Here is a 20037-nt window from a genome sequence, read left to right on the forward strand (position 1 = left end):
TTGTATATACATAATATAAAATTTTCATGTTGTTATATTTTTTGATGGCCTCTTATCTTTCCGTAAAAGGCCCTTTTTTCAAATAACGCTTTTGTTTAATTTATATTTAAAAAGTTCCTTTTCATAAAGACTTCCCTTATATGCTATACTCATTCTTAAATAATTGTATAAGGAATGTTAAAAATGGATGATAGACCGTCAAGACAATGGAAATTGCGACAAAAGTTAAGAGCACTGAAAACCAAAAACAACAATGACACAAACCCTTTGTTTAGTGAATGCCTTGAATCCCTAGGAAACGAAACTCTCATTTTCTCCCAAGAAAAAAGCCAGCAGATTGCTACTATTTTAATGAATTCATTTCCTATAACTATCTCGGGAAGAATAGATTGGGAACAGATAGATAATCAATTCATAGCTTCGAACAAAGAACAACTAATTTCCCTTATTAGAGCAAACCAACTAGATTTTGATGAACAGATTTTTATAATATGGGATAACTATGAAATCCCTGTAGTAAGTACAAATCTTGATAAAGTATTCCAATCACTAGTTGACGTTGATGCAGTCAGTTTTTATTACTGGCTATTAGACAAAGAATATAGCTTCGTAATTGAAATAAATGATGAAGAATTGATTAGGGTTGGGTTTCGCTAATACTCTAAGCATATTTCCTCATTCTACTGATCTGCAAAATTTAAATTGTATTATTTATCAAAGACTTAAAATATACGAATGTCACGTAAAACGATTGGTGTTAATCATGTTTATGTTTATAATTACGTTGATTTGGATAACTTGCATTTATAAAATGTAAATATTTTACAAATGCAAGTTAAACAAACATGTTATATTCTTGATATTAAGACGTTTTTTATGAGCATTTCATATAAGTGTGATTTAACTGATTAAGACTATTTTAAAAAACGACATATCAGCGATAATTTATGTCTATTCTGTATAAGTGTTAGCAAGATCGTTTGCAAACTTTTTAGCACTTTTTTAAAACTTAAACCAGAGGAGATTCATACAATTTAGTAACAATGTAAAATTGAATTTATCAAGGATAAACCATTTAACAAATAGTTTGCAGCACTGAATGATTTACAAAAGACTACCCATCGATACACTACGAATAAAAATAATGAGCTAATCGAGGGAATATAATTATTTTTATTTAATTCGCACTTGTACTTCTTGTTCTTGTATTACTTGAATGATTAACTCCAATACAATATTTTGTATTAACTGATGCTCATTATCATGAAGTGTACTTTGTTCTGATATATATTCAATACATTGATATATATACCCTTCTACCAATAAGCTCCCTTTTTCAACTGTAAGTGTATTTTGCCCATTCTTTTTTACCTTTGGTATTAAAAATTCGGTTTTTGTCAAAATAATCTCCTGTTCAACCTCTTTTATTCCTATGACTTTTTCTTTAAATACAACCTTTTCTCGTAAACTAATTTCACCTTTATATCTTCCTATTTCTATTGGTAGTTTCGCTGTAATAAAATTATTTACGTCTTCCCCATTTTCACTCTCTAATATTATACTGTGAATAGGAATCCATGAAGATGCCTCTACCTTATTCTCTTCTTTATTCCCTTTATTTTTTTGGTTATATAATTCAAAATGAATTCTCTTCTCATGAAGATTTAAAGAAACTAATTTACAATAACTATCCGAATGATATTGTTGCACTGTAGTTAATAACTTACAATCTAATTCACGCCCTTCTACACCTTTTTCATCCCTAAATACAAATGCTTCTTGATTTTTAACATTTATTTTTGGAAATATTTTAAAACTAGTTACTTCTGAAAAAATAGAAAATGGAGTTTTGACCACCAGTGAGCGTATTAAAGGCCCTATTTGTGATCCAGACGCTTTACCTTCTTTCTCTAATTTTGATGCTACATATTCTCCCTTTAATTCAGGTGGTATTTCTTCTTTTCCCCCTCTTTTTTCGTGTAAATTATCTTGTATATTCAGTTTTTTATACTTGTAAATTTCATCCCATATCCCCTTACCAATCCATGGATTTTTCATCACCATCCCCCGTCTGATGAAATTCAAAAAATTTGTTTTTTGTATGTGACCATTTCATCATTATATATGTTGTATAAAAATAAAAAGAAATTGTCTTTGTTAAAAAGACAATTTCTTTTTATTTTTATAGTGCTACTTGTACTTGTTGTACTTGTAAAACTTTTAAAGTAAGATCTAGTACAATTTTTTCACGAAGCGTATCAAATGGTTCGTTTAGGTTTGTAGGACAAGGTGAAAAGTCTAATTCAAAAAATTGAGCGCTTACTAATTCACAATATGGTTGTTCGTTATAAAAAACTGCATTTTCAAAGAAATATTTGTCTAGACGTGGTAAATCACCGTTTTTAGGATTTATAAAATGAGAAGTAGTGTCCGAAGAAGAAGCTACTAAAGCTAATGATAGAAAATCACCTTCTGTCAGATCTGCAAAACCAGAAAATGGAACATTTGCAATACGATCATATAGAACTCCATTACACTCGTCATTTGCATATTCAATATTTTTACGAATATAGCCTTGTACAAATAATTTCGCTCTTGTAACTCTTCGGTAAGGTGTACCTGGTACTGGTACGAATGCTACAGGCACTAACTTACATTGTGTTAAAAATACGTTTTTTAAGATGCGTTTAATTTCGACTGCTGGAGGCTCTAATGAAATATCGGACTCTACAACAATTTGAAGCGTTCTTTCAGCTAATACAACTGGAATCTTTACAATAGGTGCTCCTGGAGTAACAATTGGTGTTGCAGTCTCATCACTTAATGGTGTTTGGGTTTGTCCCGCTACCTGACATGGTACATTAATTGGACATTGTTCGCTCATGTTTTATGCTCCTCTTTTTATAAGATTTTAGAGTTTATGAAATTTTCAAACTCATAATACTTGTATATGTCTTTCTTCTACTAATGTTTGGGTTCTATAGTAGCCTTTTTAATCATTATCATTAAGTTAGTATAATCTAATCATTTTTATTGAAAATTCTGAAAATTAATATTTTTAGAGGGATACAAATTCTGTTTTCAACGTATCTCGCAGATTCGGTAAAATTATGAAGTCTTTATTACATGAGTTATCTTGAATTTAATTTTGAATATCACGATATGAACATGGTTACCAAATGATCATTTTCATTTTTATCAAGCTATATATTCGTAAAAAATCGCTTTACATATACTGAAGTTTTATTTGTTGTTACATAAAATCTTTTACCTATTCAATTTTGAAATATACATTCAAGACAGTATACTCCAAAATAAGAAATTATTTTAAATTAGAATATTTTCTTTGATAAATGTGTGTTGATTAATTTCATAATCAGTAGTTCTATCCACTCTCCCTTAAAAATTAGCATAGTTTTTATGAATTCTATATCTAGTAGAAAGCTCTCTATCATATAAAAGTATAATAATAGGTTAATAAACAAGCAGTTTTTTTACTAAAACATAGAATAATACTAACCCTAATTGAAGGGCGGCATAAAAGTATTTCCTGGAATAATGATTGCTGGAAATCTAAAGACAAGCACCATTGTGATGACGATAAATTTAGATATATTATTTATATAATTTGTGTTATAGTTTCAAATGTTAATTAATTACAATATTTTCCAAAAGGAGTATACATAGTCATATAAATCATGTTATTTTGGATAGTTTGTTCTTTAAATTAGGAATTAAATAAAGAATTATAAAAACGCGCTAGGTACAACTAAGAAAGAAACAGGATAAAGAATAAGTCATATTACCTGTAGTAATAACACTAAGTGAATTGCACCCCTTATAAGTGACTTGTGTATCTCTTACTGCGTTTGAAGTTAATTGCCAATATTTCGTGTCGTTCTTCCACAAGACATTGCGTAAAACCGTTTGGTTACCAATTCCACCAACGTAATCTTCAACATCTTTCATTCACTTCATTAAATTGTCCTGTTGCTTGATTTTGTGCCTCTTGAACTTTTTTATTCAACTCTGTTTTTGTGGTTTCAATATCTTTGTTGACTTGCTCTAAGGTATCTTTCTTTACTTTGTCCACATCAGGAACAACCGACTCCCAATTGCCATTCTTCCATAATTTGAGGATGCCAGGCTTGCCGTTTGAAATATCTAACCATAAGGTTTTTCCATCTTCTAAACCGATTGTCGGTGGTTTTGCGCTTTCAATAATTTTTGTTTGATAATTTTTAAGGTTTTCTTGTACTTTTTCTGCTAACTTTTTTGCTGCTTCTGATTCCTTTTACACAACATCAACTTGTTCATTTGTCTCTTTCACAAGTTCTTCCAACTTATCTAACAAGCCTTTATTTGCTTTTCCAGCTAGACTGCCCATAACTTGGGCATACATGTGATTTAACAGACTTCTCGTATCTTCTACTTCTTTAAAATCACCAAAATACTATTTATCATTTGCTGCATTTGTATCACATTCATCCGCTGCGATAAGACGCGCTTCTAAAAACAAAGGTGGCGTAAATTTTGTATCTTTGATATGGACAATATCGCCCTTATTTACTTTTTCATGAGATAAACCAAATATCTTTTCTAATGCAATTGGAGTTACTTCATACTGTACAGTGCTATTAATACGTTTCTTTAGTTCCGCTTCCGTTAGTTGTTTTAATCTTTCAGCTGACATATTTTGATCTTATGTTTGTGGACTATAGATGTCATATTTGTGTGAACCATCTTCTGTCCAACGTTGTAAGGCATCTGCATCAGCGACGTATAACTTCCCACCGTTAATCTTTTCAAAAGTTAGATACTCACCTGTTTCTTCGTTAAAGGGCCCGACACCAACTAGTGCAGAAATTGCATCTTGTGAATTTTCAATACGGCGTATGCCTTGTAAGTCCTTTCCTAAGACAATTTCTTTTCCGTTATCCCTACCTTCTTTACGTACCATATCTACGTATCTACTAACAATAAACGAACCTTTTACTTCTGTACGGAATCGGATTTCTAACTCAAAGGTACTTGCTATTGTTTTCAATAAATCTAGTAGGTTTGTAAATTCTTTGATATTTATCGTGCGGAAGCTTGCATATTCCGTTACACCACGTTGCCACTTCGTTCCTTCTAAAGCGAAATCCAGCCATTGATTAACTGTGTATCCTTCTAAGGTTTGTGGTTTAATTACTTTTACTTTTTTTAATTTCTTATGTTCACTTAGCGCATATATTTTTTTAGAACGATCTATAGAATCTTGTTCGCTTTCGTTTATCACATATGAAACAAACGATCCATCACGCACACGCTTTAAGATTATGTTTTGTTGCATTAACTTCGCCGCTTTGTGTGTACCATCTGAAACCGTAAATTCGAATTGGTCTACATTGTTTTTTAGTTCCCATTTACGAAGATCATCCCAATAATCTTGTTCTTTAATTACTGCAATGATTTGTTCTGTTTTAAAATCAAAAATGTGTAAATCGTTATTACTCATAAATATCTCTCCCTGTATGCCACTTCCACTTGTCCGATATCAGAAGGTAAAATTTCGATTTGATTCGTTCCTTTTTCTATATTTATAAAGTCACCGAATAAATCTTTCGTATAGATTGCATCTTTTCCATTAATCTTGATACTTGCATCTGCTGTATCGATTTCCACTACATCACCTTTTCGTACGATATAATAAGGCGCTTCGAGAGTGGTTGTTTTATTAAATTTCCAAACTTTTATGTCGTTTATTGAAGCATTTAAATTGGGTGCTTCTTTCCATCCTCCAATATGCACCATAATTTGTGCTAGTTGATTTTTTGAGTATCTTTCATCCACATCAAAATACTCACGGTATGATTCTGAATCGTATCCACCCTTTTCTAAAATACGAGCAATATCAGCCGCCCAAAAGTTTCCGACACGAGTAATTCGTAAACGACCTGTAAAATCATTCCAAGTCCAAGGAGAATCTCCCGTAGTTGAGATAATGTGATGTCCTTCGTCAATTTTTCCGGCGTGTATCTCTCCATAATTAGAAGCTACGTTTACATGTACTTCAGCCATTGACATTTTGCCTATAACATCAGAATTCACATCCAGAAGATATATTTCTACACGCCCCATAGATTTAGCGCTATTTTGATTCCAACATTCTACAATTGCTTCAACAGTAAAATCCTGTAGCGGTTCTTTTAAACTTTTCCTAGCCACTCCGCCATGCCATTTACTACCTGCCCCAAAGTTATCTATAACAAAGCGCTCACTATCTGACTTTAGAGTTCCTGTGTTTTCACCTTCGTCAGTGTTTGGACCATTTTGAGTCCAACCAACCATTGTTTTCATTTCATCGTGCATAACAAGCTGTTCTTTCTCGACTGTTCGTTCTTCCACAGAAACAGGGTATCCCATACGAAAATGTTGAATTTCTTCTTCCTTTTTTCGTGAAATATCAATAAAAGTAGAGGGATTTTCTACCTTAACTGTGAACGTAGGATCAGAATATTCACTCCCATTATTCGATATATTTGTAATTAATCTACTTCCTTGTAATTTGAAATCTATTTTTCTCCTTGGGCCTAGTTTATAAGGCATTGGACAAATGAATTTTAAGGTGCCTTTTCCTAAACTCACAAAATTATCAACATTAAAATCTTCATCAATAACAGCTATATATGTCCTATCTAGTTTTGTATCAAAAGTTAGCTCGGCTGCTTGTTCAGTAATTAACCATGTCGCTATTTCTTCTTTTAACGTTTCTAAATCTGTTCCATCTGGAACGATAATTCCCACAGGGACAGAAAGTCGACGAGGATCTGTTTCCGTTCCTAATAATCTTGCGCCTGGATATCCAGGCGTGTTTAAAAATTTACGTTTTAGAGATGCCCATGTTGGCGGGCTCCATCCTTTTTCTAGTTGGATATATTCTTTTCGTTGATTGTTGAATGTAAAAGAGCTCATTTTGACACTCCGTTTCTTTATAAAATAAAAGAAACCCAAACCTAAAAGGCTGAGTTTCTCTTTTCTTCTCTTTCTTGATACTCGGTTGTATAGCGATAAGTACCGCGTGCCACGTCTCTTCCTTCTAAATTTACGGGTACTTCAATAACTAAATCTCCACCAAGCATTGGAATAACTCCACCGCCAGATGATCCGAAAGAATTATTAATGACTTGATTTGATACACTATTTGTCATGGCTTGTCTACTTACACCACTCATGACGGTCTTTAATCCTCCTAATTGGCTTGCGGAACTAGCCATCATACGGCTCATATTATCCATTAATTGATTTTATAGATTATAAAGGTATATTATGAGTTGTGTTTTCCATCACTTCTCACAATACAAATATATCACGTTAACTCCAAAACGACCGGCACATTTCCTGCCAAAAAAACGGCCATAACCCTGTCACTTTTTATCACCTTATTTACATATAATTACAATAAAAAATACAATTATGCTCAAAAAAGAAGGGATTATTTTTAATCCCTATCTTTTGTGATTGTAGTATTTATGAAATTAGAGCTATCAAAGAGATGTATATAATAAAGGCTGATGTTAGTTTTCATCTTTATCATTTTCTGATTTCGTAGCAGTATCTTTAAAAAAATCACCTGCTAAATTAAGTAGTTTCTTTCCACCTTCACTATTCAAAAGATTCATTAAAAATACCGGATCTTGAACCTTTTGAATAAGAGCTTGCATAAATACGGATTTAGCAACACCTAATATCTCTGTCGAAGTTATTTTTATATTAAAATAAGGAATGTTAATTTGGAATGGCGAATAATCAGATGAATTATTTTTCTGTTTTTTTAATTTTTCATCAGTCGTTCCATTGATTGCTTCATTGGTTGTTTCATTATTCGTTTTGGGAAGTGTAACAGCTTCAGCCGCTATTATTCGACTTTTCTTCTGAGTTACTTCGGTTATTGGAATAGATGAAGTTTGATACGAAACATTTTTATTAAAATATGGGCTAGATCCCATTTTTTTCTCCTTTCATAACGAACACATTATATATTCTAAACATATATTAAACTATATTAATGAAGGATTACTTCACACTACGTGAAGCAACCCTTTATTTATTCTTGGTGATATAAGAAGGTTGTTACTTAAAAACCACCATATCCGCACCAGCTTGCACCAACGATAATAAGCAAGATAAACAATACGATTAGTAATGCAAATCCTCCGCCATAACCACAACCACTTCCATATCCTTTTTCTGCAGCCAAGATACACTCCTCCTCTCTAGAAGTTCATAAACTAGCAAAAACAAGTTGCACCAACGATAATAAGCAAGATAAACAATACGATTAGTAATGCAAATCCTCCGCTATAACCACAACCACTTCCATATCCTTTTTCTGCAGCCAAGATACACTCCTCCTCTCTAGAAGTTCATAAACTAGCAGAAACAAGCAGCGCCAACGATAATAAGCAAGATAAACAATACGACTAGTAATGCAAATCCTCCGCTATAACCACAACCACTTCTATATCCTTTTTCTGCAGCCAAGATATTCCCCCCGATCCTATAACAAAGATGCGTTTCATAATAACTAACAGAAGTTCTATTAATTTAACTCGTAATGAAAACAAGCTAACAGAAAAATGATTTTTCATTGCAGTCATGTTGTACTTGCTTATCACTACACTGACACTATATGTATTGGGCTGTAAACGGTTATGTGCTTTTATATCAACTTTTCCATTTTTGAGGAAAATGTCATTGACCATTTTTAAAATCGTTATATTTATATTAATAATTTTATAACCCACATTTGAATTTAATCATTCGTATCTTTTTCTCTACTTTGACGATTTGAAATCATTATCTTCTTAATCCATACTATTTTCACAAAGTAATTAATATATCATTTCAAGTTCTCTATGACTTACCTATATCTTATATTGTGTGTAACTGCCCCCTTCGCTGAATCCCTTGGTATCATTGAATTTATAATACTTTCTTTTTTGAGTTACATAGTACAAAATTTATGAGTAACTGTAAGGAGTACCACCACATTACTATCAAGCTAAGAATATGAATTTTATTAATCCATCTTTTTCTTTTGCATATTGGCTAGTATAGAACAAAAAGGTTGTCAAATGCCGAGCGAACTCTCAGCAGATGATAACCCTTTGGACTAGCGTATCAATGATTTAATTAGATAACCTCACAAATATATTATTGAACCACTCCAAATACATTAATTTCAGCGGCACTTGTCCATGGATTGTTGTTTACCTCGCTTAATGCACGTAGTTTAATATAACGACCTGTCTTGTTTGCAAAGCTGACCTCTTTCAAGTTAGTATTGTTTGCAAAAGCACCTATGGATACCGCTGTTCCCCAGTTTACTCCATCACTACTGACGTAAAACTCATAGTCCTTAATCGTTCCATTTATTTGGCCGTCTTGCCTTGGCAAGTAGCTGAATTTGGAGAGGTTATAAGTTGCACCTAAATCAATTTGAATCTCGTGTGGCATTGGAGCTACAGGGCTCCAGTTTGTATGCCAAAATGTGTCTTTGTTTCCATCAAAGGCATACGTACCTAAATTGTACCAATTATAGCTATCTACATATTTTAGTGTCCAGTTTGTTTGCGGAATTAAGCTAGCTTCTTTTGTTGTGACTGCTACATTCATAGCAGAATTACTTGTACTTGTCGTTGTAATCGTTACTCCTGTTTTTTCTCCCGTGTAGGTATTACTATTCGGATTAGTGTCTGGACCAAAGGTAGCAGCATGATTTTGATTCGTGTAATAGAATGGGTCTTGGTATTCACTGACTGATTGCTCTATATCAATGAAAGGATGCGGATCACTGGAATTATTATTCATAGATTCATCAATATGCCAAACCGCAATACCACCAGAATTTGTTGGTAAGCTCGCATCATACCCAACCTTTGCGCGATTCTCAACTAAAAAATACGTATTATCCTTTAAAGGAATCTTTAACACATTATAGTTATTTGGGATTGCATTTAGAGTAAAGTTATTAGTGGTATTTACTACAGTTGGTGTTACAAAGCCCAATTTTACCTTTGACCAAGCATCCATATGATCTGGGGTAGTTCCATACTCTTCCCCTTGAAGACTATTCCAAGCTCCATTCCCCATTATACTTAGACTACCTACACGGTTATTGTCACCATATAGATCTGGAAGACCAAAAGAATGCCCTAACTCATGAGCAGGTATACCAATTGTCGCCATATGACCATATTGTTTTTCACCCTGCGCTGTATACATGCCTGATACTGTAACACCATCGTGATTTGTATTAGGAGCATATGACTGATGCGCCCAAATGTTTGGAAGTGGCCCCCCACTAGCCTGTTCATTACCAGCAAGAAAACTTACAATGTAGAAGCCATCTTTAGAGTCAACGACTTGATCATTATTAGTATCAAGACTAGCAAAATTCACTTGAGAATCAGCTTTAGCCAGTGCATCTGTTATAACCGTACCCATACTTTTTCCCGATGTACTCGGATGAGCGTAATCTAATTTCACTTTAACCACTCCATCATTTTGAGTACCATATGTTTCAGGAGCTGGAGTTATCTGTACTTTTCCGTTACTTACTTCATTATAGTAATTCTTAACTGACTTTTGATTTGTAGAAAAGAATTTGTTACTCCAATCGTTATCGTTATATGCAATATCAACATCTGTAAACCCAATTAACAAAACAAGTAATTTTTTGTTTCCTAAAACTGGAGTGACAGTTCCATCAATATTTTTTGGTGATTCTTTTTGTAATTTATTCATGTGCTCCTGTTTTTTCTTTGCTTGAGGGTTGTATTTTTTTATCCACTTATTCAAATTGTACTCATTTATCGCCATTGAAGGCTTCTTATCAATTTTATATTTTGTACCCGTTGATTTCAGTTCATCTGCTTTAAGCTCAGCGTAATTCCAATACCCCTTCTGATCTTGTAAAAGTACGTCACCATCCTTTGTACTTACCCAATGGAACCATTCATCTCCATGTAACGTGCCCTCAAAAGATTCGCCTGAAGGCTGCTTCATTTTGACAACTCCCTCGTATGCTGTTGCGGCAAAAGCATTCGTTTGAACATACAAAACACAAATCAAAGAAAAAACGGACATGAACAGGAATTTTAAAATTCTTTGCATAAACTTTCCCCCTTTTTCAATGGTGTGTGGAATATTCTGTTGATTGCCAGACTAGATTCATACATGGAATAGATCGACAGATACCTTTGTATAACACTAACAGAATACCTTTAATTATAATTACAGGAAATTGAAAAAATGTTAATTTTTTATTAAGATAAATATTTTCTCAAGATTATCGAAGAGGAGTGATGATGATAGTTCTTCAGAGAACTAATATTTTTCTGCCTAAAATGGATCTTAACGTAACCTGCAAATCTTTTGCTGTGGTGATCCCGTCCCAATCAGACTAAGAATTTAAACTATCCTAAAAGAAAAAGCAATGATTAAATTTTAAACCTAGTCATTGCCTTATCCATTGCATCTTGATTTACACCTATATAACGTAACGTGACTTTCTCTGACGAGTGATTAAATATCCCCATGAGCAATGCTATGTTTTTGTTTGCATATACATATGATACCCATATGTCTTTTTCAACGTATGTGTCCCTATTTCATCTAACCCAAACTCTGCCGCTGCTCCGCTTAATATCTTATATGCCATGCTACGACCAATTGGACGATTCTTACCTTGTCTGCTTTGCAATAAATACTCATTATCTTCTCTTTCTTCAATAAACCATTTAAGTTCTCTTTTCAGTGCTGCAGTAATTTGTATTCGTTTCTGTTTCCCTGTTTTCTTTTCCCGCATAGATATATGACTACCTTTGACATCTCCTACCTTCAATTTCAAAATGTCCGAGATTCTCAGGCCTGTATTGATTCCCATAATGAAGAGAATGTAATTACGTAAGCACTTTTCTTTAAAATATTCTTTAAGCTGCTGTATTTGCTCTGGATCACGTATTGGCTGAACAAAATTCATTATTCATTACCTCCAGTTTCTTCTGTCTCGTAAACTTCTAATCTAAGAGCAAAAGCAAGTTTATAAAATACTCTAGCCTTAACACGTCGATAAGTACGCTCGCTCATGCCGATTTCGTTATATACCATATAATCACATACATCTTCATCTTCTAAATAACGCTTAATGATGATGTCTCTTTGATCCTTTCCTGCACGTCCATTACCCAAACGACTAAGAAACTGGTCAATACGAAATGATGTTTGCTTAATCCACTCTTCTCTTTTACTTTGTTGAATATTAGCCATCGCTATATCTTCTAGTAGCTTCCCTACATCATTTGTAGGCCCGTGATATCTAATTTCATAAGAAGAAGTGACTTTCATTTCTTCACGCATCATTCCAAACTGCCTATACAAACGCACACTTTCCAGAACACCTTCTAATTTTTTCTGCGTTGCTACTCTATCAATTTTTGGTAAGAAAGATAATTGTTTATTCATGTAAGACCACTCCTTTTTATTTTTAAATTACTTTTGTCTTATTGCTCCGCATCTTCGTTCATAACAAGGTCTATGCATCCCCATTAAATCCTCAATTTCACGAGTACTTAATTTCTCTTTTTGTTTTTCTTATTTTTCTTCTTTCCTTGCTTGGATTGCTTTTTCCACTCGCGTAATTGTTCTTTTAGTGCCTTCATATTTCTCCATCCCTCTTTTCAAAATAAAAAGGACACCTATTCCTAAAACAGCTTTAATTGCTGCTTTAATGAATTGGTGCCCTCTAGTTTTCTAGCCGGACTATATTCTGTTTGTTTTACTTTAAAAGGATTATTTTGTTAAAAAATTCATTCTAATTTATAAACACTATCTTTTCCTTATATTTTCCATTAAAATTTAATAGAAATATTCCGATAACAAAGGAGCAACCTATGAAACATAATATAAATCTATGGTCCTTTATTTTTTCATTCGTTTGCATTGCTTTTTTTCTTTTATATCTTGAAGTATGTACACCTGAAATAAATGCATCTTTTATAAACGCCGTTTATTTTTCGTACTCATTTTTTCAATAGGAACTTTTTTTGCTGGTATTAAAGGATTCTCTAAAATAGATAATTGGATATCAATGCTTAGAAGCATAGTAACAGTTCTACTAACACTGTTATTATCAGTGTTTTTAACACTAACTTTTATTATGGGCTATGCATTAAGTTAATCGTAGTTCCTCACGAATAAAAACCAATATTCCGTCAATACTGTAGACACATGGCTATCTTTCTCCGATTTCCTTATATGAGCAGTTAGCTTTTGCTAGTTGCTCTTTATTTGTACAAGGTACTCAATTGACTGGCGCACATATAATATCCTGAGTTCCTTTCTTTATAAAATAGTCGTTATAAAATGAGACTCGTCACGAGAGCACTTTACTAAGTGCTCTTTTTATATTCCAACTTAATACAAAATGAAAGTTTGATTAAGCTTATTTTTATTACCGCATAACATGTTTAATTCTGCTTATAATATAGTTGTAACTTAAAGTTACATATCATTTACTTGTAGGGCCTAATTTTCTTTTGTACAACAAGCAGTTAGCTAATTAAGCTGGCTGCTTTGTTGTGCAAAATGAAGTTTTTATACGATTTTAAACACATTTAAAAATAAATTCATATGATATTACGTATTCCTCTCTTTTACAAAATGGATTTTGGTCAGAAGAGCACTTTTACGAAGTGCTCTTTTCCCATGGAATTAACGCTCTACAAAATAGCGTTTTTGTTTAGTTTTATAATGCTCTGTCTTCCTTTATAGAGCACTTGATTTTATTGTTTAATTTCATTAAAATGAGCTGGTATATCAACTAATAAGGAGACTATAATGAAAATAAATTTAGTATTGTTTGTATCATCAATCAAAGAGAAAACTGTCCCTAAATTAATGATAAAAACATTTGAATCTGATATTCTTCCAATTAAAGGCGATATCATAGATGATCCAGGGTTCGACTCAAGTTTTCATAATGGATATGAGGTTGTAAAAGTTTCAATTAATTACGCATCAAATGAATGTTTTGTTTCTCTACATCCTCTTGCTATAGAACTTGAGGACATTAAATTAGATACTTACATAGAAAAACTTGAAGCGTATGGTTGGCTTGCTGTCCCAAAAGAAGAATTACAAAATATATAATGTTTTTTTGATGTTTGAAGGGGTATTTTTATTATTATTTTTTCATTTAAATAACGATTTTGTTTTACTCCTTAACCAACTAAAACTACGCTACAATTAATCCATATTCTGTAAAGAGGTATATAAAATACTCTCACCGTATACATGTGTATCTTGTGATCAACCTCTCATACAACACGATGAACATTCGTTTATCCATTACTGCATCAATCCAAATTGTGAAGAAGCAAAACTGGAATTATCTCTGTTGGAAGAGATGGGGTTGTGAATCCTATCTCTTTTCTTTACAATAAGGATTTTATTAAATAACTGAATAAAATTAAACATTCCGTCAATAACAACCACAATACAATCTGCTTCTTACCCAGGTTGTATCGGATGGAGCAGTTAGCCTATGCTAGCTGCTCTTTTGTATTTAGTTAAAGTTTTAGATTTTAGGGTTTAGGTCTTATTCCTTTTCTACATCATATACTTTTAACCTAAACATCCAGCTCAAAGTGTTATCTCCCATCTTAAAGAGCACTTATGCATGGCGCTCTTTTTTATTTTTTTCTTTCACTTCTGAATAACATTTTTAACCCTGTTCATACTATTTTTGTAACTTAATGTTACAAACTATTTCTGTAAGCGCAGCGTTTCTTTTGTACAACAAGCAGTTAGTTTTATTAACTAGCTGCTTTGTTGTGCAAAAGAAAGATTTTCTTAAACTGCACATTCATTAAGAACATACATAAAATATCATGTGGTATTCTTTTTCAATATTAGTTTTGTTCATGGAGCGCCTTAAAAAGCGCTCTTTGTATTACAAATAACTATTTCGTTCAAACATACACACGATTTATATAAACTAAGCATATATTTATATAGACAAGACATAGCTTTTACTATACATGCACAATTTTTGTGCATGTTTTTTATATAACAAAATAACTATTTTGTTATATTCCTTGCACTTTTAAATGAGACAAGCATATGTTGTAGTATAGTGTTTCATCACTTATATACACTTCCTTTTTTCAAGAGTACATATTCGATATGTACTCTTTTTGCATCACTATAAAATAACGCTTTTGTTTAGTTCTGATTTTTATAGTTAGATTAGATAAATTTGTTTCTTATTATCTCAAAATACAATCACACCCAATTCATATCATGCATCTACTGGATATAATCTGAGATTCTAAGAAAGGATGATATACATATGTCTAGAAAAGACAAATTTAACCGGTCACGTATGTCTAGGAAAGACAGATTCAATTCATCTAAAATAAAATCTGAAATTTCAATTTCTCCCGACCTAGTTGGGCCTACTTTCCCACCAATCCCATCATTTACTCTGCCTACTGGCATTACCGGACCTACTGGCAGCACTGGGCCTACTGGGAACACCGGGCCTACCGGGAACACTGGGCCTACCGGACCCACATTTAACATTAATTTTCGTGCAGAAAAAAATGTTGCACAGTCTTTTACTTCTCCTGCAGATATTCAAGTATCGTATGGTAGTATAATATTTAATAATGGTGGAGGGTATTCTCCAGTAACGAATACATTTACAGCCCCTATAAATGGTATCTATTTATTCAGTGCCAGTATAGGATTTAATCCAACTTTAGGTACGACTTCTACTCTAAGAATAACTATAAGAAAAAATTTAGTATCAATTGCTAGCCAAACAGGAAGAATTACTACTGGTGGTACACCTCAACTTGAAATTACAACTATTATTGATTTATTAGCTGGCCAAACAATAGATATACAATTTTCTGCAGCAGAAAACGGAACTTTAACTGTAGGCAGTAGTAATTTTTTTAGTGGCGCATTATTACCATAATGAAAATCTTAAAATATATTACAATTACATTTGGATGGATAACATTATCATCAATTTTGCATACAGTATTCTTTAATTAATTCCCATTAGATTCATACAGTTAACCTTTGTTAAATTTTCTTTTTCTGTACTATTTATATACAACGTTCATATACTTACACAGACTTTAGTAATCCACATTATAGGTCTTGGCTTAAGAGCACCCCAATCTCTAATGGTGCTCTATTTAATTCAAATAACTATTTTTTTATGTTTCCTAACTTACAGTAATGTCCTAAAAAAAACATTCATATATATTTATCAGATGCACTTTGAAATCCCAGAGTATCAAATATTTTTAAGAATTGACTGACCACCAATATTCAACTTCTCTTTAAAAACTTATTAAAAATAACTTAGATACAAAAAAGCTACGTTTTATATAGGATAAAAAATTATCTTACGTAAAGGAGCTTGATTATTTGTGAATTACCAAAATGATAATAACTCTAACCTTCACAACCCTTGCACTTGTCCATCCCCCACGGCTAACAGTTTAAATGTTGTTCAAACTACCCCATCAATAGTTTCTGTAAATTCTGCAATTCCACTAGATACCGTGGTAAATTCTAATGGTACGGCAATCTCATTCACACCACCAACAACTGTTTTACTTGAAGGTGGAAGAACCTATTTGGCAATCTATGAAGTGCAAGTTATCATTCAACCAGGAGGTAATTCGGCAGGTATCACTATGTACCTTAATAATAATCCAATCATTGGCTCTGGTACTTCTCTGGGATATACTGCAGGATTCACTTCTGTATCAGCACCCGCTATTTTCACTACACCTTCAGGTATAACAAGTACTCTTACTGTTAATGTAGGACCATATTCTAATACATTAAATACATTGGGCTTAACTCTTGCTGTTGTAGCGTTAACATAATAAAATCTAGTTCTTTCTAAAATAATTTTCTTTGTTCTTTAACTATTTTTTGAGGCTAGCCTTTAGGAACTCCACATAACTACATATAGAAAAAGAACATTATTTGTTTCGATAGTACTAGGTGACTCGGCTAGCACAATTGCTGAGTCACCTATTTATCTATAATAAAATAAAGCTCTTTTTTAATTTATTACGTGTTCTTTTTGATACAGAATTCTAATACAATTAATTTTCATATTATAATTACCTACATCGCGTATTTTTAATAGATACAACAAATCTCATACATATAGGAGGACCTTAATGATCCTAACTCAAGAAAAGAACATAAAATTAATTATGTATTTTCTTACCTTATTATCTTTTTTTATTCTTATTTTCTTTAGCATCACAATTTTTTATATACCGTTGATTTTTTATTTTATATACAAATCACAAAACATTCGAAAAAATATCCTTGAGGCTGTGTTTTATCAACTATTTATTTGGATAATTACAGTAATTTTGATAATTACAGTAATTTGGAATCTTTTAATAATAAGAATCTTAATGCTATCCTTGTCTAATTTAGACTTGACTTCAAATAATACTTTGATTATTTCCAGCATAGCTCCTTTATATCTAATACTGTTCCTTTTGTTAATTTTCGGACCGATAAAAGGGATTTTATATGTGCTACAAGAAAAAGAGTTTCATTATCCTATTATTTCTAAATGGATTAACCAATAAAATTACGTGTAAAAGAATTCAGAGTTTTACTGAATTCTTTTTTTATGGATTTTCCAAATTCTTTTACATATTCCTCTATTCCTCCTTTTTAATGAAATTTAAATCACATACCAATTAATTTACTTAAATTGAATTTTTTGGTAATTTATAGTAATATTTACCTATAAAATCATTACCCTTATACAAAGAGCTATGAGCCTTTCCACTCATGGCTCTTTTTTATTACGATTTTCACTTCACATCTACACGATTTTGACTAGCTTCTCGACTAAATCCGCCTGGGTATCTTTTTGCTAATTTAGATATATTCATTTGAGCAATATCTTCTAGGGTATACCCCATTTCGTGAGACATGATTGAAATGTAGTACAAGATGTCTCCTAACTCTAAAGCGATTTTATGCGTATTCCCTTCTTCTTCTCCTGGACAATGAGCCAGATCAAATCCATGACCATGAAAAATTGCTTTTTTTACAACATCAGCAATCTCGCCAGCTTCTCCCGTAAGCCCTAATGCTGCATTTAAAACATGTCCACCGAAATCATTATTTGTATTCCATGTGCATAATGCCGCTTCTTGATATTGATCTAATTCACTGATTTGATTAATATTCATTGCAGCTTTTCCTCCCTTTGATTTACTAACTAATTTAGTTGTTTCATATACACCATTTTCCATAGCTTTCATTTTATTTTCTCCTTCCTATTTAGCAAATTCCTAATCCTATCGGACGATTTTCAATTAAATACTTATCAGCCTGATCTATTACAAGGAGCGCAACCTCAGCATGATGTCTCCTTAGTGCTTCCGCCATTTCTGGTAAACTCATACCTTGATTCCACATTTCACGAAAACGAATTACATCTCTTTCATCCCAAATGAAGTTAGCTTCTTCTAAAGCCATGTATATTTTCAAACGTGATTCCTTCATCTCTTCATGACTTCTTGCTACACTCATAAGCGAACCCACTTTCTAAAATGATTATTTTATCTTTTCAGTAAACTTAGCATCTACACGATCAACTTTACCGTTTATCCAAACTGCGACTTGCTCACCGAATCCGCTGACTCTTTTTAACATTCTCCTAATCATATGAAGCTAATTCCCTTCATTTCTTAATATTTTCTTCATCACCACCGCTATTATTATCATTATGAAACTAATAGCACATATAGGTAAATAATTTTTCGTACTGAATCCTTCAAACATAAAACCATAAACGACTTGCCCAATCGGTGCCATACATTGAGATACCGCTGTTATAATTGCCATCACTTTTCCTAGATTTTCATTTGGTGTTTTCTTTTGGACTACAGTAATCACATAGATGGATACAATTGTCATAATCATTGCGATTAGAAGAGAAGAAAGTATAAAGAGGATAAATGGTGGATAGTATCCTAAATTAAGAATAAACGGTGTAACTGATAGTGCCACTGGCATTACTAATAAAGCTATGATAAGCATCCAATTATATAATGTTTTCATCTGTAACTTTTTAGCAAAGAAACCGATTGACAATGCTCCTAATATGGTTGCAAAATCAATTAATCCCATTCCAATTCCATACATCGTATCGCTACTCTGCATAGTTACTCGTAACATAATAGGTCCTCCAACAACAAATAACGGTGTCAAAATTAAGTTTAGTAAAGCTGCAAGTAACATAGCCTTCAAAATAAAAGGTTGCTTTAAAACATAAAGAAAACCTTTTTTCATATCTTTTACAATTGTCGGTATGATATGGCTTTCTTGCGCTCTTTTTATAAAAGGTATTGTAATAAACATTTCTAAAATTGCAGATAAAAAGAAAGCAAGACAACTTGTTATTACGAGCATTTTCAAACCAATTATGCCATATAATATTCCTCCTAGTACAGGTGCAACTATATTAGATAATGCTTGCACACCATTTATGATACCGTTTGCTTGTTCTAACTTTTTCTCTGGAACTAATTGCGGAATACTTGCCATAACAACTGGTGAGTACATTGCACTAATGACTGCTAGTAAAAACATAATTGCTCCAATCAATAAAATAGATACCGATTCAGTTAATAACAAAAATATAAAACTTAATACAATAGCAGCGTTTATAAAATCCAAAATGACCATTACATTACGGCGGTTGAAACGATCTGCTATCGCTCCGCCAAGAGGAGCTAACAAAAACGGGATACTCGTTATGGCATATAACCCTGCAAATATATCGGCACGTCCTGTTATATCTAGCACATATAAAGACAGTGCAAAACGTAATAGTGTTGAACCTAAAATAGTAATAATTTGACCACTTACCATTAAGTGAAAATCTTTCAAGGAAGATTGAATACTTGCTGGCATCTTCAT

The 20037-nt window shown here is 32.6% G+C and carries 17 protein-coding genes and 5 pseudogenes; 6 read left to right on the top strand and 16 right to left on the bottom strand.

The window, feature by feature from the left end; genetic code table 11:
- Nucleotides 1-183 precede the first annotated feature (183 nt).
- Nucleotides 184-657 carry a CDI toxin immunity protein gene (locus N2V92_RS23030; protein ID WP_000342709.1) on the top strand — a complete coding sequence of 158 codons (474 nt, stop codon included), beginning with the start codon at nt 184-186 and terminating at the stop codon, nt 655-657.
- A gap of 516 nt (nt 658-1173) precedes the next feature.
- Here N2V92_RS23030 and N2V92_RS23035 read toward each other — a convergent pair.
- The 12 genes and pseudogenes from N2V92_RS23035 to N2V92_RS23090 form a co-directional block, all read right to left on the bottom strand.
- Nucleotides 1174-2058: a BC_2427 family protein gene (locus N2V92_RS23035; RefSeq protein ID WP_016077715.1), complete on the bottom strand. Its 885-nt coding sequence runs from the start codon at nt 2056-2058 to the stop codon at nt 1174-1176.
- A 124-nt stretch (nt 2059-2182) separates the two neighbouring features.
- Nucleotides 2183-2884: a CsxC family protein gene (locus tag N2V92_RS23040; protein ID WP_001294982.1), complete on the bottom strand. Its 702-nt coding sequence runs from the start codon at nt 2882-2884 to the stop codon at nt 2183-2185.
- A 1071-nt stretch (nt 2885-3955) separates the two neighbouring features.
- Nucleotides 3956-5500, bottom strand: a pseudogene (locus N2V92_RS23045) (phage tail spike protein).
- A complete protein-coding gene (locus N2V92_RS23050) occupies nt 5497-6957 on the bottom strand; it encodes a distal tail protein Dit (protein ID WP_016077718.1) in 1461 nt (486 codons plus the stop codon). The pseudogene N2V92_RS23045 and the gene N2V92_RS23050 overlap by 4 nt, the downstream one beginning before the upstream one ends.
- Before the next feature lie 41 nt (nt 6958-6998).
- A pseudogene (locus tag N2V92_RS23055) lies at nt 6999-7289 on the bottom strand (hypothetical protein); the annotation flags it as partial.
- A 270-nt stretch (nt 7290-7559) separates the two neighbouring features.
- Nucleotides 7560-7991, bottom strand: a complete 432-nt coding sequence (locus tag N2V92_RS23060) for a hypothetical protein (RefSeq protein ID WP_000535862.1) — start codon at nt 7989-7991, stop codon at nt 7560-7562.
- A 128-nt stretch (nt 7992-8119) separates the two neighbouring features.
- Nucleotides 8120-8242 (bottom strand): YjcZ family sporulation protein, encoded by a 123-nt coding sequence (locus tag N2V92_RS23065; RefSeq protein WP_071740201.1) that lies wholly within the window; start codon nt 8240-8242, stop codon nt 8120-8122.
- Between the two features lie 31 nt (nt 8243-8273).
- Nucleotides 8274-8384 (bottom strand): YjcZ family sporulation protein, encoded by a 111-nt coding sequence (locus N2V92_RS23070; protein WP_071740200.1) that lies wholly within the window; start codon nt 8382-8384, stop codon nt 8274-8276.
- A 31-nt stretch (nt 8385-8415) separates the two neighbouring features.
- Nucleotides 8416-8526 carry a YjcZ family sporulation protein gene (locus N2V92_RS23075; protein WP_080117658.1) on the bottom strand — a complete coding sequence of 37 codons (111 nt, stop codon included), beginning with the start codon at nt 8524-8526 and terminating at the stop codon, nt 8416-8418.
- A gap of 672 nt (nt 8527-9198) precedes the next feature.
- Complete coding sequence (locus tag N2V92_RS23080; RefSeq protein WP_016077720.1) at nt 9199-11160, bottom strand: M6 family metalloprotease domain-containing protein; 1962 nt, start codon at nt 11158-11160, stop codon at nt 9199-9201.
- A gap of 326 nt (nt 11161-11486) precedes the next feature.
- Nucleotides 11487-12028, bottom strand: a pseudogene (locus tag N2V92_RS23085) (site-specific integrase).
- Nucleotides 12028-12510: an ArpU family phage packaging/lysis transcriptional regulator gene (locus N2V92_RS23090; RefSeq protein ID WP_016077722.1), complete on the bottom strand. Its 483-nt coding sequence runs from the start codon at nt 12508-12510 to the stop codon at nt 12028-12030. The pseudogene N2V92_RS23085 and the gene N2V92_RS23090 overlap by 1 nt, the downstream one beginning before the upstream one ends.
- A 428-nt stretch (nt 12511-12938) precedes the next feature.
- On the opposite strand from N2V92_RS23090, the pseudogene N2V92_RS23095 reads away from it, so the two are divergent.
- From N2V92_RS23095 to N2V92_RS23115, 5 genes and pseudogenes are all read left to right on the top strand, one after another.
- Nucleotides 12939-13225: pseudogene (locus N2V92_RS23095) on the top strand (hypothetical protein).
- A 659-nt stretch (nt 13226-13884) separates the two neighbouring features.
- A complete protein-coding gene (locus N2V92_RS23100; RefSeq protein WP_016077723.1) occupies nt 13885-14196 on the top strand; it encodes a hypothetical protein in 312 nt (103 codons plus the stop codon).
- A 1234-nt stretch (nt 14197-15430) separates the two neighbouring features.
- Complete coding sequence (locus N2V92_RS23105; protein ID WP_044798219.1) at nt 15431-16030, top strand: exosporium leader peptide-containing protein; 600 nt, start codon at nt 15431-15433, stop codon at nt 16028-16030.
- Nucleotides 16031-16493: 463 nt separating this feature from the next.
- The gene (locus N2V92_RS23110; RefSeq protein ID WP_016077725.1) at nt 16494-16958 is read left to right on the top strand and encodes a hypothetical protein; all 465 of its coding nucleotides are present in this window, start codon (nt 16494-16496) and stop codon (nt 16956-16958) included.
- Between the two features lie 303 nt (nt 16959-17261).
- A complete protein-coding gene (locus N2V92_RS23115) occupies nt 17262-17687 on the top strand; it encodes a DUF4870 domain-containing protein (RefSeq protein ID WP_044797956.1) in 426 nt (141 codons plus the stop codon).
- Between the two features lie 231 nt (nt 17688-17918).
- Here N2V92_RS23115 and N2V92_RS23120 read toward each other — a convergent pair whose 3' ends face one another.
- The 4 genes and pseudogenes from N2V92_RS23120 to N2V92_RS23135 form a co-directional block, all read right to left on the bottom strand.
- On the bottom strand, nt 17919-18374 hold the full coding sequence (locus tag N2V92_RS23120) for a nucleoside triphosphate pyrophosphohydrolase family protein (RefSeq protein ID WP_000646384.1): 456 nt from the start codon (nt 18372-18374) through the stop codon (nt 17919-17921).
- A 19-nt stretch (nt 18375-18393) separates the two neighbouring features.
- On the bottom strand, nt 18394-18645 hold the full coding sequence (locus N2V92_RS23125; RefSeq protein WP_000109540.1) for a hypothetical protein: 252 nt from the start codon (nt 18643-18645) through the stop codon (nt 18394-18396).
- Nucleotides 18646-18669: 24 nt separating this feature from the next.
- A pseudogene (locus N2V92_RS23130) lies at nt 18670-18756 on the bottom strand (DUF3954 domain-containing protein); the annotation flags it as partial.
- 30 nt (nt 18757-18786) lie between these two features.
- Nucleotides 18787-20031: an MFS transporter gene (locus tag N2V92_RS23135; RefSeq protein ID WP_016077728.1), complete on the bottom strand. Its 1245-nt coding sequence runs from the start codon at nt 20029-20031 to the stop codon at nt 18787-18789.
- Between the last annotated feature and the right edge of the window lie 6 nt (nt 20032-20037).

It is taken from the genome of Bacillus sp. CH_48, assembly GCF_038008465.1.
GTDB classification, from domain to species: domain Bacteria; phylum Bacillota; class Bacilli; order Bacillales; family Bacillaceae_G; genus Bacillus_A; species Bacillus_A thuringiensis_S.

Bases quoted from the DNA above. Each gene is read 5' to 3' on its own strand.
- N2V92_RS23030 (WP_000342709.1), top strand. From the start codon at position 184: ATGGATGATAGACCGTCAAGACAATGGAAATTGCGACAAAAGTTAAGA.
- N2V92_RS23035 (WP_016077715.1), bottom strand. From the start codon at position 2,058: ATGAAAAATCCATGGATTGGTAAGGGGATATGGGATGAAATTTACAAG.
- N2V92_RS23040 (WP_001294982.1), bottom strand. From the start codon at position 2,884: ATGAGCGAACAATGTCCAATTAATGTACCATGTCAGGTAGCGGGACAA.
- N2V92_RS23050 (WP_016077718.1), bottom strand. From the start codon at position 6,957: ATGAGCTCTTTTACATTCAACAATCAACGAAAAGAATATATCCAACTA.
- N2V92_RS23060 (WP_000535862.1), bottom strand. From the start codon at position 7,991: ATGGGATCTAGCCCATATTTTAATAAAAATGTTTCGTATCAAACTTCA.
- N2V92_RS23080 (WP_016077720.1), bottom strand. From the start codon at position 11,160: ATGCAAAGAATTTTAAAATTCCTGTTCATGTCCGTTTTTTCTTTGATT.
- N2V92_RS23090 (WP_016077722.1), bottom strand. From the start codon at position 12,510: ATGAATAAACAATTATCTTTCTTACCAAAAATTGATAGAGTAGCAACG.
- N2V92_RS23100 (WP_016077723.1), top strand. From the start codon at position 13,885: ATGAAAATAAATTTAGTATTGTTTGTATCATCAATCAAAGAGAAAACT.
- N2V92_RS23105 (WP_044798219.1), top strand. From the start codon at position 15,431: ATGTCTAGGAAAGACAGATTCAATTCATCTAAAATAAAATCTGAAATT.
- N2V92_RS23115 (WP_044797956.1), top strand. From the start codon at position 17,262: ATGATCCTAACTCAAGAAAAGAACATAAAATTAATTATGTATTTTCTT.
- N2V92_RS23120 (WP_000646384.1), bottom strand. From the start codon at position 18,374: ATGAAAGCTATGGAAAATGGTGTATATGAAACAACTAAATTAGTTAGT.
- N2V92_RS23125 (WP_000109540.1), bottom strand. From the start codon at position 18,645: ATGAGTGTAGCAAGAAGTCATGAAGAGATGAAGGAATCACGTTTGAAA.
- N2V92_RS23135 (WP_016077728.1), bottom strand. From the start codon at position 20,031: ATGCCAGCAAGTATTCAATCTTCCTTGAAAGATTTTCACTTAATGGTA.